The organism is Nocardioides immobilis (genome assembly GCF_003515065.1).
GTDB lineage: Bacteria > Actinomycetota > Actinomycetes > Propionibacteriales > Nocardioidaceae > Nocardioides > Nocardioides immobilis.
In genome coordinates, this window is sequence record NZ_QXGH01000019.1 from 75,264 (window position 1) to 99,063 (window position 23,800).

Below are 23,800 nucleotides of genomic sequence, written 5' to 3' on the forward strand. Positions count from 1 at the left end.
CCATCCAACTCCTGCCGGGCGCCCGTCACCAGCGTCTCCGGCGTGCCGACGTCTCGTATCCGAGACGTCACAACCTGCAGGGCTTGCCCAATGCGTTAGTGATGACTAACGTATTCGCATGGACGCGTTCAGTGCAGCCGCGGAGCCGAACCGGCGCCGAATCCTGCAGCTGCTCGCGTCGCAGCCGAAGACCGTCACCGAGATCGCCTCCGCGTTCCCGGTGACGCGGTCGGCGATCAGCCAGCACCTTCTCCTGCTGGCCGAGGCCGGCCTCGTGGCGGCCGAGAAGGTCGGCCGCCAACGGATCTACCGCGTCGTCCCCGAAGGCCTGCGCGCGCTACAGGCCGAGATCGACCGGTTCTGGACCGACGAGCTGGACCGGCTCGTCGTCGACGCCGACACGCTGAGGAGCAACCGATGACCTACACGAAGACCGTCACCCTCCCGGTGACTCCGGACGAGGCGTTCGCTCTCGTGACCGAGCCCGAGCGGCTGCGCCGGTGGATGACCGTCGCCGCCACCGTCGACCTCCGCGCCGGCGGCGAGTACCGCTGGACCGTCAGCCCCGGTCACCACGCCGGCGGCACCATCCGAGAGATCGAGCCCGGCCGCCGGGTCGTCCTCGGCTGGGGCTGGGAGGGCGCGGCGACACCGGCGGTCGACGGCTCGACCGTGATCGTCACTGTCGAGCCGGACGGCGACGGGTCCCGCGTCACCCTGGCTCACGAAGGCCTCACCGCCGAGGAGGAGGCCAGCCACGCCGAGGGCTGGGCGCACTTCCTCGAGCGGCTCGAGCAGGCCGCCGCGACCGGCGACGCCGGCCAGGACCCGTGGGCGTGGGCTCCGGAGAACCTGTCCCCCACGGTCGCTGCCGAGGCGGCGCTGGCCGCGATCCAGCCAGCCCTGCGCGCCATCACCGATGCCGACGCCGACCGCGCGACTCCCTGCCCGGAGCTGCCCGTCGGCGCGCTGGTCGACCACCTGGTTCGTTCACTCGTGGGTCTCGGCGGGATGGCCGGAGGGAGCGTCGAGGAGGTCGCCGGTACGGCGGAGCACCGCGTCTCCACCGCCGCGGCGCAGGCGATCGCCGCGTGGCGCGTAGCCGACCTGGACGCCCCCGTGCAGGGTCCTGTCGGCGAGATGCCCGGCGCTGTGGCCGCCACCCTGCTCCCGACGGAGATCCTGCTGCACGGCTGGGACCTCGCCGAGGGTCTCGGCCTCACTGCGGCGATCTCGGACGAGGTCGTGGCCTACGTCCGCGGCCTGGCCGAGCCGATCCTGCCAATGGCGCGCGGGCGCTCGTTCGCCGAGGAGGTGCCGGCGCCCGCCGACGCGACTCCCCTCGACTCCTTCGCCGCGTTCGCCGGCCGGACCCGGCTGATGGCGGCGGAGGCCGGGCGATGAAGATGCCCAAGGCCACACCGCCAGGTCGTTCGCACTGTCGGCGGCAAGGGGCAGGATGACCGCCACCCGGATCCCGACGTACAAAAGGAGAGCAACGATGCCCACCCGTGACGAAGCCTGGCCCACCGGCACCCCCAACTGGGTCGACATGTCGGCCGACGACACCGCCGCCGCCGCGGCCTTCTACTCCGAGCTGTTCGGCTGGAAGGTGGACGCGCCGACCGACGACGCCCAGGGCTACGCGATCGCGACCCTGAACGACCGGCCGGTCGCCGGCATCGGCCCCAAGCCGGCACCGGAGATGCCGGCCAACTGGTCGACCTACATCGCGACCGACGATGCAGACGCCACCGCCGAGGCGATCAAGGCCGCCGGCGGGTCGCTGCACATGGACCCGTTCGACGTCGAGACGGAGCAGGGGAAGCACGGCCGGATGTTCTTCGGCACCGCCCCTGACGGCTCCACCTTCGGAGTCTGGCAGGCGTTCGACCACATCGGCGCCGGCGTCTACAACGAGCCCGGCTCCCTGTCGTGGAACGAGCTGCACTCCCACGACCTCGAGAAGGCCAAGGCGTTCTACGCCGACGTCTTCGGCTACACCTTCGACGACATGTCGAGTCCCGAGCTCACCTACTTCATCTTCAAGCGGTCCTCCGACGACTTCGGCGTCGGCGGCATGGGCCCGGCGGCGATGCTGCCCGAAGGCGTGCCCTCGGTCTGGCTGACCTGGTTCGCCGTCGACTCATGCGACGGGGCGGTGGCGAAGGTCCAGGAGCTCGGAGGATCGGTCGTGATGGAGCTGGGCGATTCTCCCTTCGGCCGCATGGCCGTGGTGGCCGGCGCCCAGGGCGAGACCTTCGGCGTCATCAGCCCCTCCGAGGCACAGGGAGAGATGCCCACGCCAAACTGACCCCATGGGTCAAGTCCCCTCCGCCACTCGCGCCCTGAGGGTGCTGCGGTTCCTGGCCGCGCAGCCGGAGCCCGTTCCCCTGGAGCGGGTGACGGCCGCGCTCGGGATCCCGCGCTCGTCGGCCTACCACCTCCTCACCGCCATGGTCGAGGAGGGCTTCGTCGTGCACCTCCCCGAGGAACGGCGGTACGGCGTGGGCGTGGCCGCGTTCGAGGTCGGCTCCGGCTACGCCCGTCAGGAGCCGCTGCAGCGGATCGCCCGGCGGCCGCTCGCGACGCTGGTGGACCAGGTCGGCCAGTCCGCGCACCTCGCGGTGCTGCACGGGCGCGACGTGCTCTACGTGCTCGAGGAGCGGGCGCCCGGCCGGCCGTCCCTGGTCACCGACGTCGGCGTACGACTGCCGGCGCACCTGACCGCGAGCGGCCGCGCGATCCTCGCGCAGCTGCCGGCCGCCCAGGTCCGCGCGCTCTACCCCGACCGCTCGGCTTTCGTCGATCGCACGGGGGTCGGCCCGCAGTCCCTCACCGCGCTCCGCTCGGTCCTCACCGACACCCGGCGCCGCGGCCACGCCCGCGAGGACGGCGAAGTCACGCCAGGGCTGGCCAGCGTCGCGGCGCCGGTGCTCGACCACAACGGCCACCCGGTCGCGGGCGTGGCGACCACCTTCCCGGCCGACGGGGCCGACGTCGCCGTACTCGCCGCGGCGGTCGTGCGCACTGCCGAGCAGCTGGGCCGTCGGCTCGGCGGGCACCGGACCTAGGACGAGGAGCCGGCACCGGGTTGCGGTCGGCTCGAAGGGGCACTGTGCGGACATGGGCGACCTCGCGACGTACCGCCGCAAGCGGAACTTCGGTCGTACGCCGGAGCCGGCCGGCGCGGACTCGGGCGGCGGGAACGGCGACCGACGGTTCGTCGTCCAGCGCCATCGGGCAAGCCGGCTGCACTACGACCTGCGCTTCGAGATCGACGGGGTGCTGGTGAGCTGGGCGGTGCCCAAGGGGCCGACCCTCGACCCAGCCGTCAAGCGGATGGCGGTGCACGTCGAGGACCACCCGATCGAGTACCTCCACTTCGAGGGCGTCATCCCCGGCGGACAGTACGGCGGCGGCGACGTCATCGTGTGGGACACCGGGACCTGGGAGCCTGCGAAGACCGACGACCCGGCGGCCGCGCTGGAGCAGGGCGAGCTGCACGCCGAGGTGCACGGCGAGAAGCTGCGCGGTCGACTCGTGCTGGTGCGCCGCGACCACAGGGACAGCGACGAGTCCGGCGACAAGGAGCAGTGGCTGCTGCTGCACAAGAAGGACCGGTACGCCGTGGCGGGCTGGGATCCGGAGCAGCACCCGCGCTCGGTGCTGACCGGGCGCACCAACGCCGAGGTCAAGGAGGACCCGGACCGGATGTGGCGCTCGGACGCCCCCGCCGACGAGGCCGAGGTGTCGATGCTCCCCGACCAGGTCTCCGACGACGCGGTCGCGGCCCTCGAGGAGCTCGGCAAGGAGGGCACCTGGGAGGTGTTCGACCGCCGCCTCAAGGTGACGAACCTGGACAAGGTGCTCTTCCCCGGCGATCCACCCGTGACGAAGCGCGAGCTGCTCGCGTACGTCGCCCGGATCGCGCCGCTCTCGATGCCCTACCTGGAGGGCCGGGCGATCAACCTGCACCGCTACCCGGACGGCGCGGACACCAAGGGGTTCTGGCACAAGGAGCTGCCGAAGCACGCGCCCGACTGGCTGCCGCGGTGGGAGAACCCGGAGGCGGACCCCGGCGAGACGACCACCTATCTCGTGGTCGACGAGCCCGCTGCGCTCCTCTGGGCCGCGAACTTCGGCGCACTGGAGTGGCACCCGTGGACGTCACGGACCGAGGCGATGCACGAGCCGACGTACGCAATGGTCGATCTCGACCCCGGCGAGCGGACCACGTGGGAGGAGCTGCTCGAGCTGGCCCGCTTGCACCGGACCGCGCTCGACCACCTCGGCGTGGCCGCACGGGCCAAGGTGACCGGCAAGCGGGGCATCCAGATCTGGGTCCCCGTCCGGCCCGGCTACACCTTCGACGAGAGCCGGGCCTGGACCGAGAAGCTGTCGAAGACCGTCGGCAAGGTGCTGCCCGACCTCGTCTCCTGGAAGTGGGAGAAGAAGGACCGCGGCGGGCTGGCCCGCCTGGACTACACCCAGAACGCGATCAACAAGACGCTGGTGGCGCCGTACTCCACGCGGCCCGCCGCCGGGGCTCCCGTCTCCGTGCCGATCGGCTGGGCCGAGCTCGACGACCCGGACCTGCGGCCCGACCGCTGGAACGTCCGCACGGTCCTCGACCGGATCGAGGAGCGCGGCGACCCGTTCCGTGCCCTGCTCGGCGTCGAGCAGGACCTGCCCGAGATCAGATGAGGAGCCTGCCTACGATCGAGCCGGTCGATCGCGACCGACCTCGACCGCACGCTCAACCTCACCCCTGGTGAACTGTCTCGCAGTCGCTTTCGACGACGTCACCGGCGTCGATGTGGACCACGTCATCCCCATCGCCGCACCTCACCGAATCGTTGGCCTCAACGCCGTCGGAGACGAAGATGACGTCGGCACCAGGGCCACCGTCGACGATGTCGTCGCCGGCACCGCCGTGGATCGTGTCGTCGCCGGGCCCGCCGTAGGATCTGTCGTCCCCGTCCCCGCCGTTGACGACGTCCCGTCCGGCGTTCCCGTTCGCCCGGTCGTCCCCAGCACCGCTGCGGAGCGTGTCAGCACCCGGGCGGCCAAGAAGGCGGTCGGACGTGGCGTTCCCCGTGATGAGGTCGTTTCCTGCTCCCCCGTCGATGTAGTCGGTGCCGGATCCGCCCTCGAGACGGTCGGCCCCACCCGCACCGGACAGGAAGTCGTCACCGAGCCCGCCGATGGCGTGGTCGGCACTGCCCGTGTCGGCGCCGTCGTCACCGTAGATCCGGTCCCCGCCGTCCCCGCCGTCGAGGTAGTCGTAGCCGAAGCCGCCGACGAGCTGGTCACTGCCACGGCCGCCGCGGAGGACGTCGTCGCCCTGGCTGCCGAACAGCTCATCATCCCCGCGCAGCCCGCAGATGATGTTGTCGCGACGGTCGCCGAAGATCTGGTCGTCGCCCGGGCCACCGAGGAACTGACGCTGACACGTCCCTGCTGGCCCGGCTGGCTCCCCGGCCAGGGCAGGCGCGGCACTCGACGGGGACAGATACGCGAGCGCCACGCACGTGGACGCGGCGAGGAGGAGTGAGACGTGGTCACGCATGGTCCATTAACTCGCTGATCCTTCGTCGGCGCAGGAGGTTCGGCAAGAAGAGGGGGCCCTGGCGGACCGTCAAGCGATCGCGGCGGTGCCGAACGCGACGTTGAACCGATCGCACCAGATGACGACGGACTTCATGTCCGCGAGGTTGGCATCAGCGGGGATCTCGTAGTTCTGGTCGCCGATGTTGCCCTTGAGGGAGCCGAGCTTGACGTAGTCGCCGTCGTCGTAGATGCCCCACGAGTCGCTGCAGCCCTCGCAGTCACCGCCGCTCTTCTGGTCGGTGATCCACACGTGGACGTCGGGGCCGTTGGAGGTCTCGAAGCCCTCGAGGCGCAGATAGCGGCTGCCGTCGTCGCGCAGGTAGATCACCGCCCGGCCGGAGGTGCCGTGCTCGGCGTCGATGAAGTCCGCCGCGGCCAGCTCGACCCGGCGCGGCCCGTCGGCCGTCTCGTCATCGGTCGGCTGTCCCTCCGGGAACGAGGTCTGGGACAGGCCGTCGGACGCCGTGCCGACCACCTCGCCGGCCTCGTCCGCCTCGTCGACCTTGTCGTCGACGAAGAGCAACCAGGGCTGGAACAGCAGGAGTCCGACCACCACCGCCACGAGGACCACGCCACCGACAGCAAGCCAGATCGTCTTCTTGCGGCTCATCAGCCATCTCTCCTCAGGTCAGCAGCAGCCTGTCGAGCCTCCGGCGTACGACCAGGAGACCCACCACCCCCATGACCAGAAGGTAGACGACTGAAACCAGCGAGGCGACGGAAACCGCGCCGGTGGTGAGCTCGCGGCACAGCACCACGCCGCGGTAGAGCGGTGTGCACTCGACGACCCACCGCACCGGCCCGGAGTAGGTGTCGACCGGGAAGAACGTCGCGGAGAACAAGAACAGGGGCAGCTGGACCAGCGTGATCTTGTCGAAGTCCTGGAAGTTGCGCATCCAGGTCGTCGCCGCCATGCAGACCGCGCTGAACGCGAAGCCGATGAGCAGCACCGCGGGCAGCGCCAGCACCGCCCACCACGACTCGATCAGCCCCATGGCCAGCATGACGAGCAGGAACATCACGGCGTACGACGACCCGCGGAGCTGCCCCCACGCGATCTCGCCGCGGGCGATGTCGCCCGTCGTCAGCGGCGTAGCGAGCATCTGGTCGTAGAGCTTGACGTACTTCAGCTTGAAGAAGACGTTGAACGTCGAGTCGAGCAGCGCGCCGTTGAACGCGGACGCGGCGAGCATCCCGGGGGCGACGAAGGTCGCGTAGGAGACCTCGTTGCCACCGACCTCGAAGCCCTCGACCAGCGCACCGACGCCGATGCCGATCGAGAGCAGGTAGAAGACCGGCTCGAGGAAGCCGGTGATGAAGAGCTTCCACGCGTCGCGGTAGACGACGTAGTTGCGCAGCACCAGAATCCTGGTCGCAGCTCCCGGGCCGAGCGGTTGGACCTGGGTCGTGTCGGAGGCGAGCAGCGGTGTGGTCGGCGGCGCGGTCATGTGATCATCCGCTTCGTCAGGCCGGACACCGACCATCGCCACCCGAGCAGCATCAGCACCACGAGGACCGCGACGTTGACGCCGGCGACCCACCAGGTGACGTGGTCGAGGGCGAACATCCGGGACAGGTTGACGCCCTGCCACAACGGCGTCAGCCGCGCCAGCCACGAGCCGACGTCGCCGAGGTTGCTGACGGGGAAGAACGCGCCCGAGAACAAGAACAGCGGGAAGACACCGAGCCGGAACAGGACGCCGAAGCTCTCCTCCGACCTGCTGCGGGTGGCGAAGGCGTAGACCAGCGTCGCGAAGGTCATGCCGCAGAGCACCTGCGACGCGAAGGCCAGGAACGGCCCCCACCACGACTCGTAGACGCCGAACGGCGCCATCACCGCCGTGAACAGCGCGCACGTCGCCGTCAGGTGCAGCGCGACCGAGGCCAGGTGCGCGCCCACGACGTGGCGCGGCTGCAGCGGCGTGGCGAGCATCGACTCGTAGATCCGCTGCCACTTGATCATGCCCATGACCGGCCAGGTGGTCTCGGACACCGCGGTCTGCATCGCGTGCGACGCGATCAGGCCGGGCACGACGAAGGCGAGGTACGACGGCGCCCCCTCCAGCTGGTCGGGGTCGGCCGCGACGAAGCCGCCGAGCAGGACGCCCATCGCCAGCACGTAGAGGAACGGGGAGAGGAACGAGGAGACCACGACCCCGCGCCAGGTGCGGGCCCACAGCGTCGCCCAGTAGTCGACCTGCCGCAGCACGCCCTCCTTGAACGGGAGGTCGCGCGGCGCCACCGCCTCGCTGATCGGGCCTGTCGAGATCGCCCCCATCAGTCGACCAGCGTTCGACCGGTGAGGCGGAGGAAGACGTCCTCCAGCGTGGAGCGTCGTACGAGCGTGGCCAGCGGCTGCAGGCCGCGCTCGTGCGTCTTGGCCAACACCTCTTCGCCGTCGTGGGTGTAGACGAGCAGCCGGTCGGGCAGCACCTCGACCCGCTCGCCGAGGTCGCCGATCACCTCGGCGTGGTCGGCGTGCTCGCCGGCGCCGAACCGGAGCTCGGCCACCTCGCGGGTCGAGTGGGTCCGGATCAGGTCGAGCGGCGCGCCCTCGGCGACGATCACGCCCTTGTCCATGACGACCAGCCGGTCGCACAGCTGCTCGGCCTCGTCCATGTAGTGCGTGCTCAGCACCAGGGTGACCCCGGCGTGCTTGAGCCGGAACAGCTGGTCCCACAGGACGTGGCGGGCCTGCGGGTCGAGGCCGGTCGTCGGCTCGTCGAGGAGCAGCAGGTCGGGGCGGTTGATCAACGAGCGGGCGATCGTGAGCCGCCGCTTCATGCCGCCGGAGAGCTCCTCGACCTTCGACTTCGCCTTCTCGGTGAGCTTCGCGAACTCCAACAGCTCGACGACCCGCTCGCGGACGACCTGCTTCGGCAGCCCGAAGTAGCGGCCGTAGATGTAGAGGTTGTCGAAGACGTTCAGCTCCTGGTCGAGGTTGTCCTCCTGCGGGCACACCCCGAGCCGGCCGCGGATCGCCGGGCCGTCCACGGCCGGGTCCATGCCGAGGATCCGCAGCTCGCCGCCGCTGATCGGGGACACCGACGCGACCATCCGCATCGTCGACGACTTGCCGGCGCCGTTGGGTCCGAGGAGGCCGAACGCCTCCCCCTTGCGCACGTCGAGATCGATGCCCTTGACCGCCTCGAAGCTCTCACCCGAATTCTGGCGAAACTTCTTCCGCAGCCCGCGGGCGGTGATCATCGAGTCGGTCACCCGGCTGATCCTAGGTACGGACGGCGACTGCGGCCCTCGAATATCGTCGGACAAATGCCCGGACCTCTCGTTCTCGTCGAGGGCGCCAGCGACCGCACCGCACTGGTGACGCTCGCCGGCGGGCTGGGCCATGACCTGACCGGCGTCGAGGTGGTCAGCATGGGCGGCATCACCAACCTGCGGCGGCACCTCGCCGACCTCGCCGACGGCCGCTCGGTCGTCGTGCTCCACGACGCCGGGGCGTCGTCGTACGTCGACCGCACGCTGGCCCGGTACGACGGCGAGGTCGCGCGGTTCGTCTGTGACGCCGACCTCGAGGACGAGCTGGTCCGCGCGCTCGGCATCCCGCGGGTGCTCGAGGTCGTCGCGACTGCGGGTGACCTCGACGCCTGGCACATCCTGCTGAACCAGCCCTACCACCGCGGACGGCCGGAGGCCGCGGTGCTACGGCGCTTCTGGGGGACGACCAGCGGTCGGAAGGAGAAGTACGCCGCGCTCCTGGCGGCCGCGCTCGATCCCGGTCAGGTGCCGGCCCCGCTGGCAGGAGTTCTTGCGGAGGTCGGCTGACGACGGCAACCGCGGGCGCTGCGCGACTACACCGGGTTCCCCCCGAACCCGACCTCGTTCCCATCGGGATCGCGATAGATCACCTTCCGCACGCCGTTGTCGTACGTCTCCCGCACCGCGGGCTCGATCCCGCGGCCGTTGATCGCGGCGACCCGCTCGTCGAGGTCGTCGACGAAGACCGTGACGGACCCGTGACCGGCGCGGTCGGGCCGTTCCTCCACGACCAGCCACCGGGCCGGCGCGACCTCCCAGACCGCTTCGGTCTCGTGCGCCTTGAACGTCGGCGGACAACCCATGAACCGCTCCCACCACGGATAGGCGACCGCGTAGTCGCGCACACAGCTGGTTGCGAACAGCTCGACACCGTCCTCGAGGAAGTCGCTCATGGTGAGGTCGACCCGCTACGGCGCGGAGACTCATCGGCGCGGCGTCCGATCCGCGCGCGCCACCAGTCGAGCGAGGCCGGACCGGCGCCGTACGCCGCCGTCATCGCCTCGCCGACTGCGGACAGCAGGGCCGGGCGGTCGGCGTCGCTCGCGTGCTGGGCCCGCCGGGCGAGCTCCGCGCCTGCCGCCCAGGCCTCCTGGTCCGCCGGCAGCGGCAGCCCGGCCAGCTGCCGGGCGCTCACCTTGACCGAGCCCGGCGTGAGCCCGGTGCCGAGGTAGCGTGCGGCGGCGTCCGCCACTACCGGTGGCGCGAGCAGTACGGCGAGGACCCGCCACAGGTCGGCGGGATCGTGCGGGACCACGGTGACGACCGGTACCGACGGCAACCACTCACCGCGCTCGTCGACGACCGCCTCGATCACCCGCCCCTGGCCGGCGACGAGCACCTTCGGGACCAGCCGGGACTCCGCCCACGCACCGAGCCGCGCGTCGGCCGCCGCCAGCCCGTCGACATCCACCACAGGTGCGTCGTACTGCTGCTTCGCGAAGCGGGTCGGCCGCCGTCCCCACTCGCTGCGGCCGGGCTCGATCAGGCCGCTGGTGATCAGCGGCGAGCCGGCGCCGCCGTCGCGGACGTGCGGGACCAGGCCGTAGTACTGGTCGCGGAAGTCGGCCGTGCAGGACGCGAGGTCGCCGAGCACGCCGGTGCCGGCGGGGAGGGCGAAGGCCGGGATCCCGAAGTACGGCGCAGCCAGCCTCCCCCAGTCGTCCGGGCCGGGGCCGCCGTCCGACCCGATCCGCACCACGGGCACGCACGCCAGCACCGAGGTCCCGCGGAAGACCGGCCGGGCGGACACCCAGAGGTCCGTCACCGCCCCCGCCGCGGCCGCCGCTGCCCGCACCGGCCCGGCGTCGCGGGCGCCGAGGACCGAGAGCGGCTGGACCAGGGCGACCGTGCCTCCGGGCGCGGCCAGGCCGAGCGACCGATGGAGGAACGCGGCGCTGGTGTCGGTGTAGGCGCCGAGCCCGCCACGCTGGCCGGCGGTCCGGCGCTTGAGCTGGCCGAGGAACGGCGGGTTGCCGACGACCGCGTCGAAGCCCACGCCATCCCAGGCGGTCAGTCCGTCGGCCACCCGCACCCGGGCCTGGATCTCCTCGGCGGGCACGCTCGGGTCCTCGGCCTGCAGCCGCAGCCGGGCGATCCGGACCGCTTCGGGATCGAGGTCCGAGCCGTGCACCGCACGGACGCCGACCCGTCGTGCCGCCGCGACGAGGAAGTGCCCGGTGCCGCACGCCGGGTCGAGCACCGTCGACGTACCCGGCACGAGCGCACGGTCGAGGATCCAGTCGACGAGCTCGGGCGGGGTGTAGAACGCTCCGCGGCTCCGGCGCTCGTCGGACAGCTCCCCGACCAGCCGGTCCTCGTAGGCGGTCGCGAGCGCCTCGACCCGCTCCCGCTCCTCCATCCGCGCAGGCTATCCCCGGTATGTTATAGTCAGTTTGACTACAACGAGGAGCGTCACCGTGACCGACCGCACCGGCCTGCTGACCGACCGCTACGAGCTCACCATGCTCGACTCCTGGGTGCGCGACGGCTCGGCCGGTCACAGTGCGGTCTTCGAGGTGTTCGCGCGGCGGCTCCCCGAAGGTCGGAGGTACGGCGTGCTCGCCGGGCTCGGCCGCCTGCTCCCCCTGATCGAGTCGTTCGCGTTCGACGCCGACGAGGTCGCGTGGTTGCAGGAGCAGGGCGTGATCGGTGACCGGACGGCCGGCTACCTCCGCGACTTCCGCTTCCGCGGCGACGTCGACGCCTACCAGGAGGGCGACCTCTACTTCCCCGGCAGCCCGGTCCTTACGGTCCGCGGCACGCTCGGCGAGTGCGTGGCGCTCGAGACGCTGGTGCTGAGCGTGCTCAACCACGACACCGCCATCGCGTCGGCAGCGGCTCGCATGGTCACCGCCGCCCAGGGCCGGCCCATCATCGAGATGGGCGGTCGCCGTACCCACGAGCAGGCCGCGGTCGCGACCGCCCGCGCGGCGTACCTCGCCGGGTTCGCCTCGACCAGCAACCTCGCCGCCGGGCGGCGCTACGGCATCCCCACCGTCGGCACCGCGGCGCACGCGTTCACCCTGGCCCACGAGAGCGAGGAGGCGGCGTTCCGCAGTCAGGTCGAGGCCCAGGGCACCGGGACGACCCTGCTGGTCGACACCTACGACATCGCCGAGGGCATCCGCACCGCCGTTCGCGTTGCCGGGCCCGCGCTCGGCGCGGTCCGGATCGACTCGGGCGACCTCGCCGACGAGGCGGCGAAGGCCCGCGCCCTGCTCGACGAGCTCGGCGCGCGGTCGACGAAGGTGGTCGCGACCAGCGACCTCGACGAGTTCGTCATCACCGCGCTCGCCGACGCGCCCATCGACGGCTACGGCGTCGGCACCCGCGTCGCCACCGGCTCGGGCCACCCCACCGCGAGCATGGTCTACAAGCTGGTCGCGGTCAGCGACTCGATCGGGGGCCCGCTCCGGCCGGTCTCGAAGAAGTCGAAGGACAAGGTGTCGCTCGGCGGCCACAAGACCGCCTGGCGGGAGTACGACGACGCCGGCCGGCTGGTCCGCGAGACCTTCACCGTTCCGGGCGACCCGGAGCCCGCGCAAGCCCGCCGGGCACAGATCCCGGTGATGCGGGACGGCACCACCGTCCACGCGCCCACCACCGACGAGATCCGGGCGTTCACCGCCGCGGCCCTGCAGAGCCTCCCGGCCGAGGCACTCGCGGTCGCGGCCGGAGCGCCTTACCTCACTGTCGTCCCCCACCCCATCGAGGAGGAGAACATGACCGCACCTACCAAGGCCCTGATCGTGGTCGACGTGCAGAACGACTTCATCGAGGGCGGGTCGCTCGGCGTGGCCGGCGGCCGCGACGTCGCCACCCGGATCAGCGAGCACCTCGCCGCCCACGCGGGCGACTACGCGGTGATCGCCGCGTCGCGCGACTGGCATCACGCGCCCGTGGACGGAGACACCAACGGCGGCCACTTCGCGGCGCCGGGCGAGGAGCCGGACTTCGACACGACCTGGCCCGTCCACTGCGTCTCGGACGGTCCCGGCTCGGACTACGCGCCGGAGCTGGCGACCGACGCGGTGACCCACCACGTGCGCAAGGGACAGGGCGTGCCGGCCTACTCGGCCTTCGAGGGCGTCACCGACGACGGCGCCGCGCTCGCCGACGTGTTACGGACCGCCGGCGTCACCGACGTCGACATCACCGGCATCGCGACCGACTACTGCGTCCGGGCCACGGCGCTCGACGCGCGGCGGGAGGGCTTCGCCGTACGACTGCTCGACGGCCTGCACGCCGGCGTCGCACCCGAGAGCAGCGAGGCCGCCCTCGCGGAGATGGCCGAAGCGGGCGTCGCTTTATGAGCGACCACCCGCCGTTCGCGGTCGCGGTCGACCTCGCGATCTTCACCATCCGCGACGGAGCGCTGTCCGTCCTCCTGGTCGAGCGCGGCGAGGAGCCGTTCCGGGGCCAGTGGGCGCTGCCCGGCGGCTTCGTCGAGCCCGACGAGGACGCCGAGCAGGCGGCCTGGCGCGAGCTGCACGAGGAGACCGGCCTGGAGTCGTCGGCGCGGTTCGCAGGTCACCTGGAGCAGCTGCGCACCTACTCTGCCCCGGACCGCGACCCCCGGATGCGGGTGGTCTCGGTCGCGCACGTCGCGCTTGCGCCCGACCTCCCGGAGCCCACCGCCGGGACCGACGCCGCGGACGCACGCTGGTGGGTCGTCGACGACCTGCTCTCGCCGGCCGAGGCAACCGCGGAGGAGGCGCCGGAGCTCGCCTTCGACCACCGGCAGATCCTGCTCGACGCCCGCGAGCGGGTGCGCGCCAAGCTGGAGTACACGACGCTCGCCACCGAGTTCGTGGCCGAGCCGTTCACGCTCCCGGAGCTGCGCCGCGTCTACACCGCCGTCTGGGGCAGCCCGCCGGACCTCGGGAACTTCCGCCGCAAGGTCCTCGGCACCGAGGGGTTCGTGATCCCCACCGACGCCCACGGCTCCCCCACCGGGGCCGGCGGGCGGCGGGCGCTGCTCTACCGCCGCGGCCCGGCGAAGGTGGTCTCGCCGCCGATGGCGCGGGGCTGACGCCGCCCCCGCCGCAGCGTCCAGCACAGCCCGGCCAGCCCGGTCGCGAGCGGGATCAGCACCGGCAGCCCGGTGAGCACGACCAGCCCCACCGACGCGACGAACGACACGACCGCCGCGACGCGGGGCCAGCCGCCGGGCAGCAGCCGTACGGCGGCCGCGGTGCCCACGACGTAGACCAGCGCGAACGTCCCCGTCGTCATCAGCAGGGTGGCGTCGGTGGGTAGTCCGAGCAGGGCTTCGCCGATCGTCACCACCAGGCCGAGGCCGGCGACCACGCACAGCGCCCGACGGGGCGTACGGCGTCCGTCCCCGATGTCAGCGCCCAGCCAGCGCGGCATCGCGCCGGTGATCGAGAGCGCGGCGCCCAGCCGCGAGGCGCCCGCGAAGTAGGAGTTGATCGCGCCGATCGTCAGCAGCACCGCGATGACCGTCGTCAGCGGGCGCGCCCAGTCGCCGAAGGCGCCAGCGAGCAGGTCGGCGAGGGGCGCCCGGCCGGCGCCGCTGCCCAGCACGGCGACGGTCACGAACGCGATCCCGAGGTAGAGCACGGTGACCACGACGAGGGTCGTCGCGGTGGCACGGGCGATGTCGCGGGCCGGGTGCCGGTACTCCGCGGACAGCGAGCTGACGATCTCCCAGCCGGCGAACGCCCATACCAGCAGGGCGGCAGCCGACCCGACGCCCGACCAGCCGTGGGTCATGAACGGGGTCAGGTGGTCGGTGTCGACCCGCGGCAGCGACACCACGATGGCCACGAGCAGCAGGGTCGCGATCAACGCTGCGATCGCGAGCTGCACTCCCGCCGAGACCTGGATGCCCATCCAGTTCATGACGGCGACGACCACGATCATCACGACCGTCACCACGACCTCGGTCGTGCGTCCGCCACCGGACGCGTCGGCGACGTACGACGCGGCGAACCCGGCCGCGACCGGTGCGCCGATCGGGATGGCGAGGAAGAAGCTCCAGCCGACCATGGTCGAGGCGCGCTCGCCGAACGCGAGCCGGGCGTACGTCGCGACCCCGCCACCGTCGGGGTGGCGCGCACCGAGCGCGGCGAACGTCGCCGCCAGCGGCACCGAGATCACGAGCAGCGCAGCCCACGCCAGCAGGGAGGCAGGTCCGGCGGCGTCGAGCGCGAGCGTCGGCAGCAGGATCACGCCGGGGCCCAGTACTGCGGCCAGGGTGAGTGCGGTCCCCTGGCGGACGGAGAGCGTCCCGCCCTCCGTGGCGAGGGCGGTCATGCCAGCGCTTCCACGCGGCGCCGTACGTCGGCGGGGGCCTCCCCCTGGGCGTCGGGCGCCGTCACCGGCGGCAGCGCGACGCGGCGCAACGGGATGTGCCCCGCCCACGCCGTACCGCCGACGTCCTCCGGATCGTCGACCGGGCCACCGGCGCGCTCCTTCATCGAGGCCTCGCGCAGCGGCACCGCGAGTACGGCGGTCGCGGCGAGCTCCTTGCGCGTCGACGCCCGCAACGTGGTGGCCCGCCCCGGGATCATGTGGTCGATGATCAGGTCGAGGGCCCGCGCCCGCTCGTCCGGATCGTCGACGAGGCGCGGCCGACCGATGATGACCGCGGACCGGTAGTTCATCGAGTGGTGGAAGGCGGACCGTGCCGCGACCAGCCCGTCCAGCTCGGTGACCGTGACGCACACGTCGGAGGCGAGCGCGGAACGGAGCCAGCCGGCGCCGCTCGAGCCGTGGAGGTAGAGCGTCCCGTCGGCGTCGGGCCCGTCGGGGTCGACGGCGAACGCGGTCGGCAGCACCACCGGGTGCGACGTACCGTCGCGGCTCACCACCACCCCGAGGTGGGCGACGAGCGCGTCGCCGAGCAGCGCGAGCATCCGGTCGCGCTCCCGGATCGCGCGGTCGGCGCCGCGGGTGACGGTGGTCCGGCGGGTAGGCGAGAGGGTCGGCATAGGACTAGCCTGGCGAACTATTGGCCCGTGGTCACGGGCCACTTTTCGACCATTTTGACAGGACACTTCACGATGGGGACGCTGCCCGTCCGGCTCGATCGCGACCGGCCCGAACCGCTCGGGGTCCAGCTCTCGACCCAGGTCCGGGACCTGATCGTGGCCGGGACCCTCGCTTCTGGCGACCGGCTGCCGAGCACCCGGGCGCTGGCGACCGACCTCGGCGTGGCCCGGTCGGTGACCGAGCAGGCCTACGACCAGCTGCTCGCCGAGGGCTGGCTGACCGCCCAGCAGGGCGCCGGCACCTTCGTCGCCTCCGGTGGCGCACCCCGGACCGCCGCGCGGCCCCGGCCGCACCGGTCCCCCGCCCCGGGCCTGATCACGCTCGACCTCGGCTCGCCCTGGATCGACCCGCGACACCGCGCCGGCTGGCGCCGTGCCTGGCGCGAGGTGTCGTCGCTGACGCCGCCGGCCGGCTACCCGGACCCGCGCGGGGTCGTCGAGCTCCGGATCGCGATCGCCGACCGGCTGGCCCGTACCCGTGGGCTCGCTGTGGACCCCGACGAGGTGCTGCTCACGGCCGGGACGACCGACGGGCTGCGCCAGCTCCTCCCGCACCTGCCGCCGGGTCCGGTCGGCGTCGACGACCCCGGCTACCGGGCCGCGGTCGAGTGCATCCGGATCGCCGGCCGGGGTGTGGTCGACCTGCCGCCGACCGGGCCGATCGACGTGGCCGGCCTGGCCGCTGCCTACGTCACCCCGGCGCACCAGCACCCGCTGGGCCACGTGATGCCGGCCGCCGAACGGCTCGCGCTCCTCGCCGCTGCCCGCGAGCACGGCACCGTGGTGGTCGAGGACGACTACGACTCCGAGTTCCGGTACGACGTCGCGCCGATCCCCGCGCTCGCCTCCCTCGACCGCACCCACGTCGCCTACCTCGGCACCGCGTCCAAGTCCGTCGGACCCGGACTCCGACTCGGCTGGATGGTGCCGCCGCCCGCCCTCCTCCGTGGCCTGGTCGAGCTCCGCGAGCAGACTTACGACATGCCGTCGTGGCCGGCCCAGCGCGCGCTGCTGGCCCTGCTCCGCGAGGGGTGGGTCGACAAGGTGGTCCGGTCCGCGCGCCGGGCGTACGCCGACCGCGCGCCCCGCGTCGCGGAGGCCCTCGCGCCGTACGGCACTCCTGCCGGTCCCGCGGCCGGCATGTACTCCACCTGGTTCATGCCCGCGGCCGCCGTACGCCGAGCACGGGCGGCCGCCCGCGACGCCGGCTTCGACGTCGCCCCCATCTCGAACTACTGCCGCAGCGCCCGGCTGAGCGGGCTCGTCGTCGGGTTCGGCGGTATCACCGATGCCGAGCTCGACCGGGCGCTGGCCGCGATGGTGCGCGGGCTGGAGGACTGAGTGTCCCAGCGGGTCAGCGGCCTTATTCAACTTAGCGGTTGACAACGATCTGGAGCAGTGCTTTACTCAACCGCATGGTTGAACACGAGGACCGGCTGTCACGGGTCTTCTCCGCGCTCGCCGACCCGACCCGGCGCGACATGGTCGCCCGGCTGGCGGCCGGGGACGCGACGGTGAGCGAGCTGGCGGCGCCGTACGACGTCTCGCTGCAGGCGGTCTCCAAGCACCTCAAGGTGCTCGAGGAGGCCGGTCTGGTCAGCCGGAGCCGGGACGCCCAGCGGCGTCCGGTGCACCTGGATGCGGAGGTCTTCGACCTGATGACGAAGTGGATCGAGCGGTACCGCCAGCAGGCGGAGGAGCGCTACCAACGCCTGGACGCGCTCCTCGACCGGCTCCAGGGCCGGGCCGGCACCGACAGCAACGACAACACCGACGAACAGAGCAAGGGAGCAGCAGGATGACCACCCCCACGACCAGCACACCCGGGACCCTGATCGAGGCCGACCCGAACATCCCGACGGTCCGGATCGTGCGCGAGTTCGACGCCCCGGTGGAGCTCGTCTACCGCGCGCACGTCGAGCCCGACCTCGTCAAGCAGTGGATGGGCCCGCGGTCCATCGACATGGACATCGAGAAGTGGGACATGCGCACCGGCGGCGAGTACCGCTACACCGCGCTCCGCGACGGCGAGGAGGTCGCCCACTTCTACGGCTCGATCCACCGGGTCTGGGAGAACCAGAAGATCGTGCAGACCTTCGGGTTCGAGGAGATGCCGGAGGCCGTCGCCCTCGAGACCCTCGAGCTCCACGACCTCGGCAACGGCCGCACCCGGCTGGAGATCCTCTCCGTCGTCGAGTCGATGGAGGCCCAGGCGGGGATGATGGCCAGCGGCATGGAGGTCGGCATCAACGAGGGCTACGCCGCGCTCGACACCCTGCTCGCCGGGATGGTGGACGGATGATTCCCGCCGACCCCGCCGAGGAGCACCGCAGCATCGCGGGCACCTTCACCGAGCGGGTCCGCGGCGTCGCTGCCGACGGGTGGGACGCGCAGAGTCCGGTCGCGGACTGGCAGGCGCGCGACGTCGTACGTCACCTCGTGGAGTGGTTCCCCGGCTTCCTCGCCGGCGGCTCGGGCATCGAGCTGGCAGCGGGGCCCTCGGTGGACGACGACCCGGTGAAGGCGTGGGAGCACCACGCCGCCGCCGTCCAGGACGTCCTCGACGACCCCCGGACCGGTACGGCGACCTTCGCCCACCCGCGCCTCCCCGAGATGCCGCTCCCCCAGGCGGTCTCGAAGTTCTACACGAACGACGTCTTCATGCACACCTGGGACCTCGCCCGCGCGACCGGCCAGGACGACCGTCTCGACGAGGCGCGCTGCCAGGAGCTCTACGAGGGGATGCTGCCGATGGACGACGTGCTCCGCCAGAGCGGCCAGTACGGCGCCAAGGTCCCCGTCCCCGACGACGCGGACTGGCAGACCAAGATGCTCGGCTTCATCGGCCGCGACCCGGAGTGGCGGCCGGCTACGGCTCGGTGATCCCCGGCACCGGCTGGTTGAGGAACCACCGGTGCCCGAACGGATCGCGGAACACCGCGACTCGCCCTGCGGGCGGACTGTCCTCAGGCCCACGGTCGAGTGCGGTGCCGGCTGCAGTCACGGCCGCACACAGCCGGTCGACGTCCGGCACGGTGAGGTGCAGCGTCACGCCAGCACCGCGGTCGGCCGGCGGCGGCTCGAAGTCGATCTCGGGGTGCGCGTCCGCCATCATCCAGCGCGCCCCGTCGACGGCGAGCTCGACGTGACCGACCTTGCCGTCGGGCATGACGATCGGCTCGTAGACGACGTCGGCGCCGAGGACCTCGACGTACCAGTCGATGGCGGCTCGGGCGTCCGCCACACAGAGATAGGGGACGAGCTCGCTGGTCATGGCCCCATCGTGCCTCACCTCAGGCGACGGGCCGCGCGAACCAGATCGTGCGGTGGCTCCACTCCCCCGCACCGCTGCGGGTGCCCGAGCACACGATGATCGCGACCCGGTGCGGCCCCTCGGCGTCGTAGTACCGCGGGAAGCCGTCGGCGGCGGGCACCTCGATCCGCTCGGTCACCCGGTAGCAGAGGCGGACGCCCTCGCTGCCGAGGAGCACGAGCCGGTCACCCTTCCGGAGGCGGTCGAGCATCAGGTTGCCGACGGCGCTCCCGTCCGGCCAGGTGTGGGTGTTGAGCAGCACGTTGCCCCGGCGGTTGCCCGGACGGATGCCACCCAGGTCCCAGGCGAAGTCGACCGTGTTGTCGACCGGCAGCACGCCGGTGACGCCGCGGCTGTCCCGGGCAACGCCGACGACCTCGGCGCGCTCGACGACGCCGTCGATCGTGATCCGGTGCGGGGTGAACGGTCGGGTCGCTCCACGGTCGCACGGGTCCGGGACCGGTACCACGGTGGGCGCCGGCGTCACGTCGGTCGCGGCGGGCGGATCGGCAGCCGAGGCCGGCGCCGGGTCAGGGTCGGCGCGCACCAGCCACCAGACGACCAGGCAGGCCACCAGCACGACCGCGGCTGCCGCGGCCGCGATCCAACGGGAGCGACGACCCATGGAGTCATTGTGGGCCACTGTCGGCGGGGCGTCCTACGCTGCGGCCATGGCGTACGACGAAGCACTCGCCGACCGGATCCGTGGCCTCCTCGAGGGCGAGCCCCTGCTCACCGAGAGGAAGATGTTCGGCGGACTCGGCTTCATGGTCGGCGGCAACATGGCAGTGGCTGCGAGTGGCCAGGGCGGCATCCTGGTCCGGGTCGATCCCGACGAGGGCGAGCGGTTGATGGCGACCACCTCGGCCCACCCGATGGAGATGCGGGGGCGCGAGATGTCGGGCTGGCTCCGGGTCGACGCCGCCGACGTCACGACCGACGAGGCACTCGACGAGTGGGTGCGGCGCGGGGCGTCGTACGCCGGGTCCCTGCCGGCGAAGTAGCCGCTCCCTGGCCTCAGCCGACGAAGATGCAGAACGGGTGGCCGGACGGGTCGGCCAGCACGTAGAGCGGCTCGCCCTCGTCCGCCGTGCGGTCGAGCAGGAGGGTGGCGCCGAGCCCCTCGGCGCGGCCGCGGTGCCGCTCCAGCTCGGCCCGGTCGGGCACCGTGAGGTCGAGGTGCATCTGCATCGGTACGTCGTGCTCGGGCCAGGTCGTGCGCTCGAGGCGCTCGACCTGCTGGAAGGCGAGCAGCCGGGTGCCGTCGTCGTCGACGAGCACCAGCCAGTCGGCGTCGTCCGCGGATCCGTCGGCCGGTGGCTCGTCGCCGGGCCGGTAGCGGGCCCCGAGCAGCTCGCGGTAGAACTCGGCGAGCCCCCGGCAGTCGGTGGTGTCGATGGCGGTCTGGAGGAGGTGCGGGTACTCCATGTCGTCACGGTGCCAGACCGCTGGTCGGGGATGCACGCAGACGGGTCTCGGGGCGAGCGGTCGCGCGTCCCCCACGCACCGCTCGCCCCGAGGCCAATAGGGGTGGTCAACCCGCGAGCGCCCCCCACACCGCGACGATGGTGACCAGGGCCGCAAGGACGAGAGCGACCCGGGAGCCGAGGGCGCGAGGGTTCACCAGAGCGGTACACACGGCGCCGCCGGCCAGGACCATCGGGAGACCGCTCCAGAAGACCGCGAGACTGAGCACGGCCAGCACCGCCAGCACGGGGGTGCGGACGCGGCCGCCGTCGGACGGGGTGGTCCTGACCACCAGACCGAAGACGATGGCAGCGCCGACGATCGTGATCGCGACGACGACGAGCCAGCTGATGAACTCGTCCATGGTGAGGGTCGACTCGTAGTCGGCCAGCGGCGACCAGAACGTGCCGACAGCGGTCAGCACTGCAGCCGCCCCCGTCGAGAGTGCGGCGAAGAGCGGCCAGTTGGCGATCGCCTGTCGGCCGGTTGCGGGAGTGGTGGTGAGGTGGCTGGTCATGATGTTGCTCCTTCGGGTGGGATCGTTCGGGAGCCACCAGCACACCGTCGCGGTCGGCTCCGTCCCAGGTGCAGGTGTCCCGGCAGGTCCGGGAGATCGTCCGGAGCCGAACAGGACGCAAAGTCCCTGCGCGCCGCCTCGTCAGGCATCACACTCGGACCATGGAGCGGCTGTCTGAGTCCTCGTTGAGGTTCCTCGGCCTGGGCCTGTTCGTCCTGGTCGTGCTGGCCGACGTCGCTTACCTGCTCCTCGCCAGCGGGGTCGGCGAGCGGCCGGAGCTCACCTACCCGATCTCGCCGGACATCGACGAGGTGCTCGGCACCATGTTGACGGCGACGGTCGGTACGGCGCTCGCCTGGTTGCGGCCCCGCAACCCGATCGGCTGGCTGGTGACCTCGACGAGCCTCGTCCTCGTCCTCTGCATGGTCGGCGAGGCATACGGAGCCCGCGCCCTCGTGCTGGACGACCGGCTGCCTGCCGGAGACCTGGTGCTCTCGCTGACAGCCGGTCTGTGGGTCCCTGCCGTCTTCGTTCCTGTCTCGCTCCTGCTGGTCCGCTATCCCACCGGTTCGTTGACAGGGACCTCGCCGCGTCGCTTCGAGCGGGCGGCGGTGGCCGCCTTGGTCCTCATCTACATCGCCTATGCGATGTCCCGCGAGGCAGTGACCGACGTGGTGCGGGACGAGACCTCGCCGATCACCCTGCCCGACCTCTCCACGCCGCTCCTCCTCGCCGGGGTCTTGATCCTGGCGGCGTCCACCCTCCTGATCATCGGTGACGCGGTGCGGAGGATCCGTCGGCGTCCGGGGCGGGAGCGGTCCGCCCTGCTCCTGCTGCTGGGCACGACCGTCGCCGCTGCCGTGGTGATCTTCTTCGGGCCGGACGAGCGGCTCGCCAGCGTGGCGTTCGTCGGGATCCTGGTCGCTGTCGCCGTCGGCGTTCTTCGCTATGGGGCGCTGGGCATCGAGGTCACCCTGCTCACCGGCGACCGCAACGACCCGTTCGCGGTCCTGAACCGGCTCGGCGTACCAATGGGCGAGGAGATCGACGAACGGACCCTCCCCGGTGTCCTCGCCAGGCTGCAGGAGGCACTCGGCGTGGAGGGCATCGCGATCGAGGGGGCCACCGGGGCCACGGTGGGCGTCCTCCCCGCGGAGCCTGTCCGCGTCCCGTTGGCCTTCGGCGGTCGTGAGCTCGGCGCGATGCTGGTCGGGCCACGGGTCGGCCGGGCCGGTTGGACCGCGACCGACCGGCGGATCGCCGAAGCAGTCGCCCCTCTCCTCGCGGCCGTCCTCCACGCTGTGCGCCTCGCAGAGGAGCTGCGGGAGGAGAAGGAGCGGGTCGTGACGGCGACCCAGGCCGAGCGGGTCCGCCTTCGCCAGGAGCTCCACGACGGGCTCGGACCGGCGTTGACCGGGATCGGGCTCGGCCTGGACGCACTGGCGCCGGGCCTCCCTGACGACGGCGCTGACATGGTCGCCCGGCTCCGCGCGGAGGTCACCTCCTCCCTCGACGAGACCAGGCGGATCATCGACGACCTGCGTCCAGCGGCGCTGGACGGCACGGACCTGGTCACGGCGCTGCGGCGCCGTACCGACCAGGTGCGGGAAGCCGGCGTCGTCGAGGTCACGCTGGACGCTCCGCACGTGCTTCCCCACCTGCCGCCTCCGGTCGCGACGGCAGCATTCCGGATCGCCGAGGAGGCGATCACCAACGTCGTCCGGCACGCGAAGGCCAACACTGCGAGGTCCGGATCGCCCTCGACGACACTCTGGTCGTCGAGGTGCAGGACGACGGCATCGGGACGTCCGGACCGCGACCGGGCGGCGTGGGCACCGCGTCCATGCGCGACCGAGCCGAGCGCCTGGGCGGCAGCCTGGTCGTCGAGAGCACCGATCCCGGCACGTTGGTGCGCGCCGAGCTGCCGGTCGGTGCGTCGTGATCCGCCTGGTGGTGGCCGACGACCACCCGATGGTCCGCTACGGGATCGCGGCCGTGGTGGAGCGATCGACTGCGATCGAGCTCGTGGGCGAGGCGGGTGACGGATCCGAGCTGCTGGCGGTGGTGGCCCGGACCCGTCCGGACGTGGTCCTCACCGACCTCTCCATGCCGGGCATGGACGGCGGCGCCCTGATCCGTCGCCTGCGGAAGGAGCACCCCGACGTACCGATCCTGGTCCTCACCATGCACGAGGACGACGAGCAGGTGTTCGGCGCCCTGCGAGCCGGCGCCCGCGGCTACCTGATCAAGGGGGTGGAGGGTGCCGAGCTGGAGCGGGCGATCGAGTCCGTCGCGGCTGGCAACGCCGTCTACGGCCAGGCGGTCGCGAACCGGATCATCGACTTCTTCACCGGCACCTCCGAGGAGTACGCCGCCAAGGCGTTCCCCGAGCTCACCGATCGGGAGCGGGAGGTTCTCGACCTGATGGCGCTGGGGCTGCGCAACCGCGCGATCGGCGAGCGACTGGGCATGGCCGAGAAGACCGTGCGCAACCACGTCTCGGTCGTGCTGCAGAAGCTGCAGGTCTCGGACCGGACGTCGGCGGCGATCAAGGCACGGGACGCAGGTCTCGGCCAGGCCTGACCCTCGTCTGCC

Annotated in this window: 28 protein-coding genes; 15 read left to right on the forward strand and 13 right to left on the reverse strand. The window is 72.1% G+C overall.

The annotated features are described in order from the left end of the window. The first annotated feature begins 118 nt into the window (after nt 1-118). The 5 genes from D0Z08_RS15845 (at nt 119) to D0Z08_RS15865 (ending at nt 4,707) form a co-directional block, all read left to right on the forward strand. Nucleotides 119-421, forward strand: a complete 303-nt coding sequence (locus tag D0Z08_RS15845) for an ArsR/SmtB family transcription factor (protein WP_118926221.1) — start codon at nt 119-121, stop codon at nt 419-421. Beyond that, nucleotides 418-1,404: a TIGR03086 family metal-binding protein gene (locus D0Z08_RS15850; RefSeq protein ID WP_118926222.1), complete on the forward strand. Its 987-nt coding sequence runs from the start codon at nt 418-420 to the stop codon at nt 1,402-1,404. Before D0Z08_RS15845 ends, D0Z08_RS15850 begins: the two co-directional genes overlap by 4 nt. Before the next feature lie 97 nt (nt 1,405-1,501). Beyond that, entirely contained in the window at nt 1,502-2,314 is an 813-nt protein-coding gene (locus D0Z08_RS15855) for a VOC family protein (protein WP_118926223.1), read from the forward strand. A gap of 4 nt (nt 2,315-2,318) precedes the next feature. Then, nucleotides 2,319-3,074, forward strand: coding sequence for an IclR family transcriptional regulator (locus D0Z08_RS15860; protein ID WP_118926224.1), 756 nt, complete (start codon nt 2,319-2,321; stop codon nt 3,072-3,074). A gap of 52 nt (nt 3,075-3,126) precedes the next feature. Continuing rightward, nucleotides 3,127-4,707 (forward strand): non-homologous end-joining DNA ligase LigD, encoded by a 1,581-nt coding sequence (locus tag D0Z08_RS15865; protein ID WP_118926225.1) that lies wholly within the window; start codon nt 3,127-3,129, stop codon nt 4,705-4,707. Between the two features lie 58 nt (nt 4,708-4,765). Here the strand turns inward: D0Z08_RS15865 and D0Z08_RS15870 are convergent, their stop codons facing one another. The 5 genes from D0Z08_RS15870 to D0Z08_RS15890 all read right to left on the reverse strand — a co-directional run bounded on the left by D0Z08_RS15870 (nt 4,766) and on the right by D0Z08_RS15890 (nt 8,832). Next, a complete protein-coding gene (locus tag D0Z08_RS15870; RefSeq protein WP_118926226.1) occupies nt 4,766-5,572 on the reverse strand; it encodes a calcium-binding protein in 807 nt (268 codons plus the stop codon). Nucleotides 5,573-5,641: 69 nt separating this feature from the next. Then, nucleotides 5,642-6,223: a DM13 domain-containing protein gene (locus tag D0Z08_RS15875; RefSeq protein WP_118926227.1), complete on the reverse strand. Its 582-nt coding sequence runs from the start codon at nt 6,221-6,223 to the stop codon at nt 5,642-5,644. Between the two features lie 13 nt (nt 6,224-6,236). Further along, the gene (locus D0Z08_RS15880) at nt 6,237-7,061 is read right to left on the reverse strand and encodes an ABC transporter permease (protein WP_118926228.1); all 825 of its coding nucleotides are present in this window, start codon (nt 7,059-7,061) and stop codon (nt 6,237-6,239) included. Continuing rightward, nucleotides 7,058-7,891, reverse strand: coding sequence for an ABC transporter permease (locus tag D0Z08_RS15885; protein ID WP_118926229.1), 834 nt, complete (start codon nt 7,889-7,891; stop codon nt 7,058-7,060). Before D0Z08_RS15885 ends, D0Z08_RS15880 begins: the two co-directional genes overlap by 4 nt. Then, nucleotides 7,891-8,832: an ABC transporter ATP-binding protein gene (locus tag D0Z08_RS15890; RefSeq protein ID WP_425454062.1), complete on the reverse strand. Its 942-nt coding sequence runs from the start codon at nt 8,830-8,832 to the stop codon at nt 7,891-7,893. Before D0Z08_RS15890 ends, D0Z08_RS15885 begins: the two co-directional genes overlap by 1 nt. Before the next feature lie 54 nt (nt 8,833-8,886). On the opposite strand from D0Z08_RS15890, the gene D0Z08_RS15895 reads away from it, so the two are divergent. After that, the gene (locus tag D0Z08_RS15895; RefSeq protein ID WP_118926230.1) at nt 8,887-9,399 is read left to right on the forward strand and encodes an ATP-dependent endonuclease; all 513 of its coding nucleotides are present in this window, start codon (nt 8,887-8,889) and stop codon (nt 9,397-9,399) included. Between the two features lie 26 nt (nt 9,400-9,425). Here the strand turns inward: D0Z08_RS15895 and D0Z08_RS15900 are convergent, their stop codons facing one another. Then, a complete protein-coding gene (locus D0Z08_RS15900; protein ID WP_118926231.1) occupies nt 9,426-9,785 on the reverse strand; it encodes a VOC family protein in 360 nt (119 codons plus the stop codon). Continuing rightward, nucleotides 9,782-11,251, reverse strand: a complete 1,470-nt coding sequence (locus D0Z08_RS15905) for an HsdM family class I SAM-dependent methyltransferase (protein WP_118926232.1) — start codon at nt 11,249-11,251, stop codon at nt 9,782-9,784. The genes D0Z08_RS15900 and D0Z08_RS15905 overlap by 4 nt, the downstream gene beginning before the upstream one ends. A 58-nt stretch (nt 11,252-11,309) precedes the next feature. Here D0Z08_RS15905 and D0Z08_RS32155 point away from each other — a divergent pair, with 58 nt between their 5' ends. Then, nucleotides 11,310-13,205 carry a nicotinate phosphoribosyltransferase gene (locus D0Z08_RS32155; RefSeq protein ID WP_147381440.1) on the forward strand — a complete coding sequence of 632 codons (1,896 nt, stop codon included), beginning with the start codon at nt 11,310-11,312 and terminating at the stop codon, nt 13,203-13,205. Beyond that, nucleotides 13,202-13,924, forward strand: a complete 723-nt coding sequence (locus tag D0Z08_RS15915; RefSeq protein ID WP_118926234.1) for an NUDIX hydrolase — start codon at nt 13,202-13,204, stop codon at nt 13,922-13,924. The genes D0Z08_RS32155 and D0Z08_RS15915 overlap by 4 nt, the downstream gene beginning before the upstream one ends. Here the strand turns inward: D0Z08_RS15915 and D0Z08_RS15920 are convergent. Together D0Z08_RS15920 and D0Z08_RS15925 are read right to left on the reverse strand one after the other, a co-directional pair. Further along, entirely contained in the window at nt 13,873-15,171 is a 1,299-nt protein-coding gene (locus D0Z08_RS15920) for an APC family permease (RefSeq protein ID WP_118926235.1), read from the reverse strand. The genes D0Z08_RS15915 and D0Z08_RS15920 overlap by 52 nt on opposite strands. After that, the gene (locus D0Z08_RS15925) at nt 15,168-15,848 is read right to left on the reverse strand and encodes a pyridoxamine 5'-phosphate oxidase family protein (RefSeq protein WP_118926236.1); all 681 of its coding nucleotides are present in this window, start codon (nt 15,846-15,848) and stop codon (nt 15,168-15,170) included. The genes D0Z08_RS15920 and D0Z08_RS15925 overlap by 4 nt, the downstream gene beginning before the upstream one ends. Before the next feature lie 72 nt (nt 15,849-15,920). On the opposite strand from D0Z08_RS15925, the gene pdxR reads away from it, so the two are divergent. The 4 genes from pdxR to D0Z08_RS32170 all read left to right on the forward strand — a co-directional run bounded on the left by pdxR (nt 15,921) and on the right by D0Z08_RS32170 (nt 18,791). Continuing rightward, nucleotides 15,921-17,249 carry a MocR-like pyridoxine biosynthesis transcription factor PdxR gene (pdxR, locus tag D0Z08_RS15930; protein WP_118926237.1) on the forward strand — a complete coding sequence of 443 codons (1,329 nt, stop codon included), beginning with the start codon at nt 15,921-15,923 and terminating at the stop codon, nt 17,247-17,249. Between the two features lie 74 nt (nt 17,250-17,323). Continuing rightward, entirely contained in the window at nt 17,324-17,710 is a 387-nt protein-coding gene (locus tag D0Z08_RS15935) for an ArsR/SmtB family transcription factor (protein ID WP_118926238.1), read from the forward strand. Continuing rightward, nucleotides 17,707-18,210 carry an SRPBCC family protein gene (locus D0Z08_RS32165; RefSeq protein WP_182481331.1) on the forward strand — a complete coding sequence of 168 codons (504 nt, stop codon included), beginning with the start codon at nt 17,707-17,709 and terminating at the stop codon, nt 18,208-18,210. The genes D0Z08_RS15935 and D0Z08_RS32165 overlap by 4 nt, the downstream gene beginning before the upstream one ends. Then, nucleotides 18,207-18,791 carry a TIGR03086 family metal-binding protein gene (locus tag D0Z08_RS32170; RefSeq protein ID WP_182481332.1) on the forward strand — a complete coding sequence of 195 codons (585 nt, stop codon included), beginning with the start codon at nt 18,207-18,209 and terminating at the stop codon, nt 18,789-18,791. The genes D0Z08_RS32165 and D0Z08_RS32170 overlap by 4 nt, the downstream gene beginning before the upstream one ends. Here the strand turns inward: D0Z08_RS32170 and D0Z08_RS15945 are convergent. Both D0Z08_RS15945 and D0Z08_RS15950 read right to left on the reverse strand, forming a co-directional pair. Then, nucleotides 18,778-19,182, reverse strand: a complete 405-nt coding sequence (locus tag D0Z08_RS15945; RefSeq protein ID WP_118926239.1) for a VOC family protein — start codon at nt 19,180-19,182, stop codon at nt 18,778-18,780. The two genes, D0Z08_RS32170 and D0Z08_RS15945, sit on opposite strands and share 14 nt — an antisense overlap. Nucleotides 19,183-19,201: 19 nt before the next feature. Continuing rightward, a complete protein-coding gene (locus tag D0Z08_RS15950; RefSeq protein ID WP_118926240.1) occupies nt 19,202-19,846 on the reverse strand; it encodes a class F sortase in 645 nt (214 codons plus the stop codon). Nucleotides 19,847-19,892: 46 nt separating this feature from the next. Here D0Z08_RS15950 and D0Z08_RS15955 point away from each other — a divergent pair, with 46 nt between their 5' ends. After that, a complete protein-coding gene (locus D0Z08_RS15955; protein WP_118926241.1) occupies nt 19,893-20,225 on the forward strand; it encodes a TfoX/Sxy family protein in 333 nt (110 codons plus the stop codon). A gap of 13 nt (nt 20,226-20,238) precedes the next feature. On the opposite strand, the gene D0Z08_RS15960 is transcribed toward D0Z08_RS15955, so the two are convergent. Continuing rightward, nucleotides 20,239-20,649 (reverse strand): VOC family protein, encoded by a 411-nt coding sequence (locus D0Z08_RS15960; RefSeq protein ID WP_118926242.1) that lies wholly within the window; start codon nt 20,647-20,649, stop codon nt 20,239-20,241. A gap of 106 nt (nt 20,650-20,755) precedes the next feature. Next, a complete protein-coding gene (locus D0Z08_RS15965) occupies nt 20,756-21,205 on the reverse strand; it encodes a hypothetical protein (protein WP_118926243.1) in 450 nt (149 codons plus the stop codon). Between the two features lie 161 nt (nt 21,206-21,366). On the opposite strand from D0Z08_RS15965, the gene D0Z08_RS15970 reads away from it, so the two are divergent. Next, on the forward strand, nt 21,367-23,247 hold the full coding sequence (locus D0Z08_RS15970) for a sensor histidine kinase (RefSeq protein ID WP_118926244.1): 1,881 nt from the start codon (nt 21,367-21,369) through the stop codon (nt 23,245-23,247). Continuing rightward, complete coding sequence (locus D0Z08_RS15975) at nt 23,177-23,788, forward strand: response regulator (RefSeq protein ID WP_245994010.1); 612 nt, start codon at nt 23,177-23,179, stop codon at nt 23,786-23,788. Before D0Z08_RS15970 ends, D0Z08_RS15975 begins: the two co-directional genes overlap by 71 nt. The last annotated feature ends 12 nt before the right edge of the window (nt 23,789-23,800 follow it).

Excerpts from the sequence above, each read along its gene's own strand:
- D0Z08_RS32170 (WP_182481332.1), top strand. The coding sequence starts at position 18,207 with ATGATTCCCGCCGACCCCGCCGAGGAGCACCGCAGCATCGCGGGCACC.
- D0Z08_RS15925 (WP_118926236.1), bottom strand. The coding sequence starts at position 15,848 with ATGCCGACCCTCTCGCCTACCCGCCGGACCACCGTCACCCGCGGCGCC.
- D0Z08_RS15845 (WP_118926221.1), top strand. The coding sequence starts at position 119 with ATGGACGCGTTCAGTGCAGCCGCGGAGCCGAACCGGCGCCGAATCCTG.
- D0Z08_RS15965 (WP_118926243.1), bottom strand. The coding sequence starts at position 21,205 with ATGACCAGCCACCTCACCACCACTCCCGCAACCGGCCGACAGGCGATC.
- D0Z08_RS15975 (WP_245994010.1), top strand. The coding sequence starts at position 23,177 with ATGGTCCGCTACGGGATCGCGGCCGTGGTGGAGCGATCGACTGCGATC.
- D0Z08_RS15935 (WP_118926238.1), top strand. The coding sequence starts at position 17,324 with ATGGTTGAACACGAGGACCGGCTGTCACGGGTCTTCTCCGCGCTCGCC.
- D0Z08_RS15900 (WP_118926231.1), bottom strand. The coding sequence starts at position 9,785 with ATGAGCGACTTCCTCGAGGACGGTGTCGAGCTGTTCGCAACCAGCTGT.
- D0Z08_RS15875 (WP_118926227.1), bottom strand. The coding sequence starts at position 6,223 with ATGAGCCGCAAGAAGACGATCTGGCTTGCTGTCGGTGGCGTGGTCCTC.
- D0Z08_RS15855 (WP_118926223.1), top strand. The coding sequence starts at position 1,502 with ATGCCCACCCGTGACGAAGCCTGGCCCACCGGCACCCCCAACTGGGTC.
- pdxR (WP_118926237.1), top strand. The coding sequence starts at position 15,921 with ATGGGGACGCTGCCCGTCCGGCTCGATCGCGACCGGCCCGAACCGCTC.
- D0Z08_RS15895 (WP_118926230.1), top strand. The coding sequence starts at position 8,887 with ATGCCCGGACCTCTCGTTCTCGTCGAGGGCGCCAGCGACCGCACCGCA.
- D0Z08_RS15915 (WP_118926234.1), top strand. The coding sequence starts at position 13,202 with ATGAGCGACCACCCGCCGTTCGCGGTCGCGGTCGACCTCGCGATCTTC.
- D0Z08_RS15885 (WP_118926229.1), bottom strand. The coding sequence starts at position 7,891 with ATGGGGGCGATCTCGACAGGCCCGATCAGCGAGGCGGTGGCGCCGCGC.
- D0Z08_RS15945 (WP_118926239.1), bottom strand. The coding sequence starts at position 19,182 with ATGACCAGCGAGCTCGTCCCCTATCTCTGTGTGGCGGACGCCCGAGCC.
- D0Z08_RS15920 (WP_118926235.1), bottom strand. The coding sequence starts at position 15,171 with ATGACCGCCCTCGCCACGGAGGGCGGGACGCTCTCCGTCCGCCAGGGG.
- D0Z08_RS15850 (WP_118926222.1), top strand. The coding sequence starts at position 418 with ATGACCTACACGAAGACCGTCACCCTCCCGGTGACTCCGGACGAGGCG.
- D0Z08_RS15970 (WP_118926244.1), top strand. The coding sequence starts at position 21,367 with ATGGAGCGGCTGTCTGAGTCCTCGTTGAGGTTCCTCGGCCTGGGCCTG.
- D0Z08_RS15905 (WP_118926232.1), bottom strand. The coding sequence starts at position 11,251 with ATGGAGGAGCGGGAGCGGGTCGAGGCGCTCGCGACCGCCTACGAGGAC.
- D0Z08_RS15865 (WP_118926225.1), top strand. The coding sequence starts at position 3,127 with ATGGGCGACCTCGCGACGTACCGCCGCAAGCGGAACTTCGGTCGTACG.
- D0Z08_RS15860 (WP_118926224.1), top strand. The coding sequence starts at position 2,319 with ATGGGTCAAGTCCCCTCCGCCACTCGCGCCCTGAGGGTGCTGCGGTTC.
- D0Z08_RS15950 (WP_118926240.1), bottom strand. The coding sequence starts at position 19,846 with ATGGGTCGTCGCTCCCGTTGGATCGCGGCCGCGGCAGCCGCGGTCGTG.
- D0Z08_RS15870 (WP_118926226.1), bottom strand. The coding sequence starts at position 5,572 with ATGCGTGACCACGTCTCACTCCTCCTCGCCGCGTCCACGTGCGTGGCG.
- D0Z08_RS32165 (WP_182481331.1), top strand. The coding sequence starts at position 17,707 with ATGACCACCCCCACGACCAGCACACCCGGGACCCTGATCGAGGCCGAC.
- D0Z08_RS15880 (WP_118926228.1), bottom strand. The coding sequence starts at position 7,061 with ATGACCGCGCCGCCGACCACACCGCTGCTCGCCTCCGACACGACCCAG.
- D0Z08_RS15960 (WP_118926242.1), bottom strand. The coding sequence starts at position 20,649 with ATGGAGTACCCGCACCTCCTCCAGACCGCCATCGACACCACCGACTGC.
- D0Z08_RS15955 (WP_118926241.1), top strand. The coding sequence starts at position 19,893 with ATGGCGTACGACGAAGCACTCGCCGACCGGATCCGTGGCCTCCTCGAG.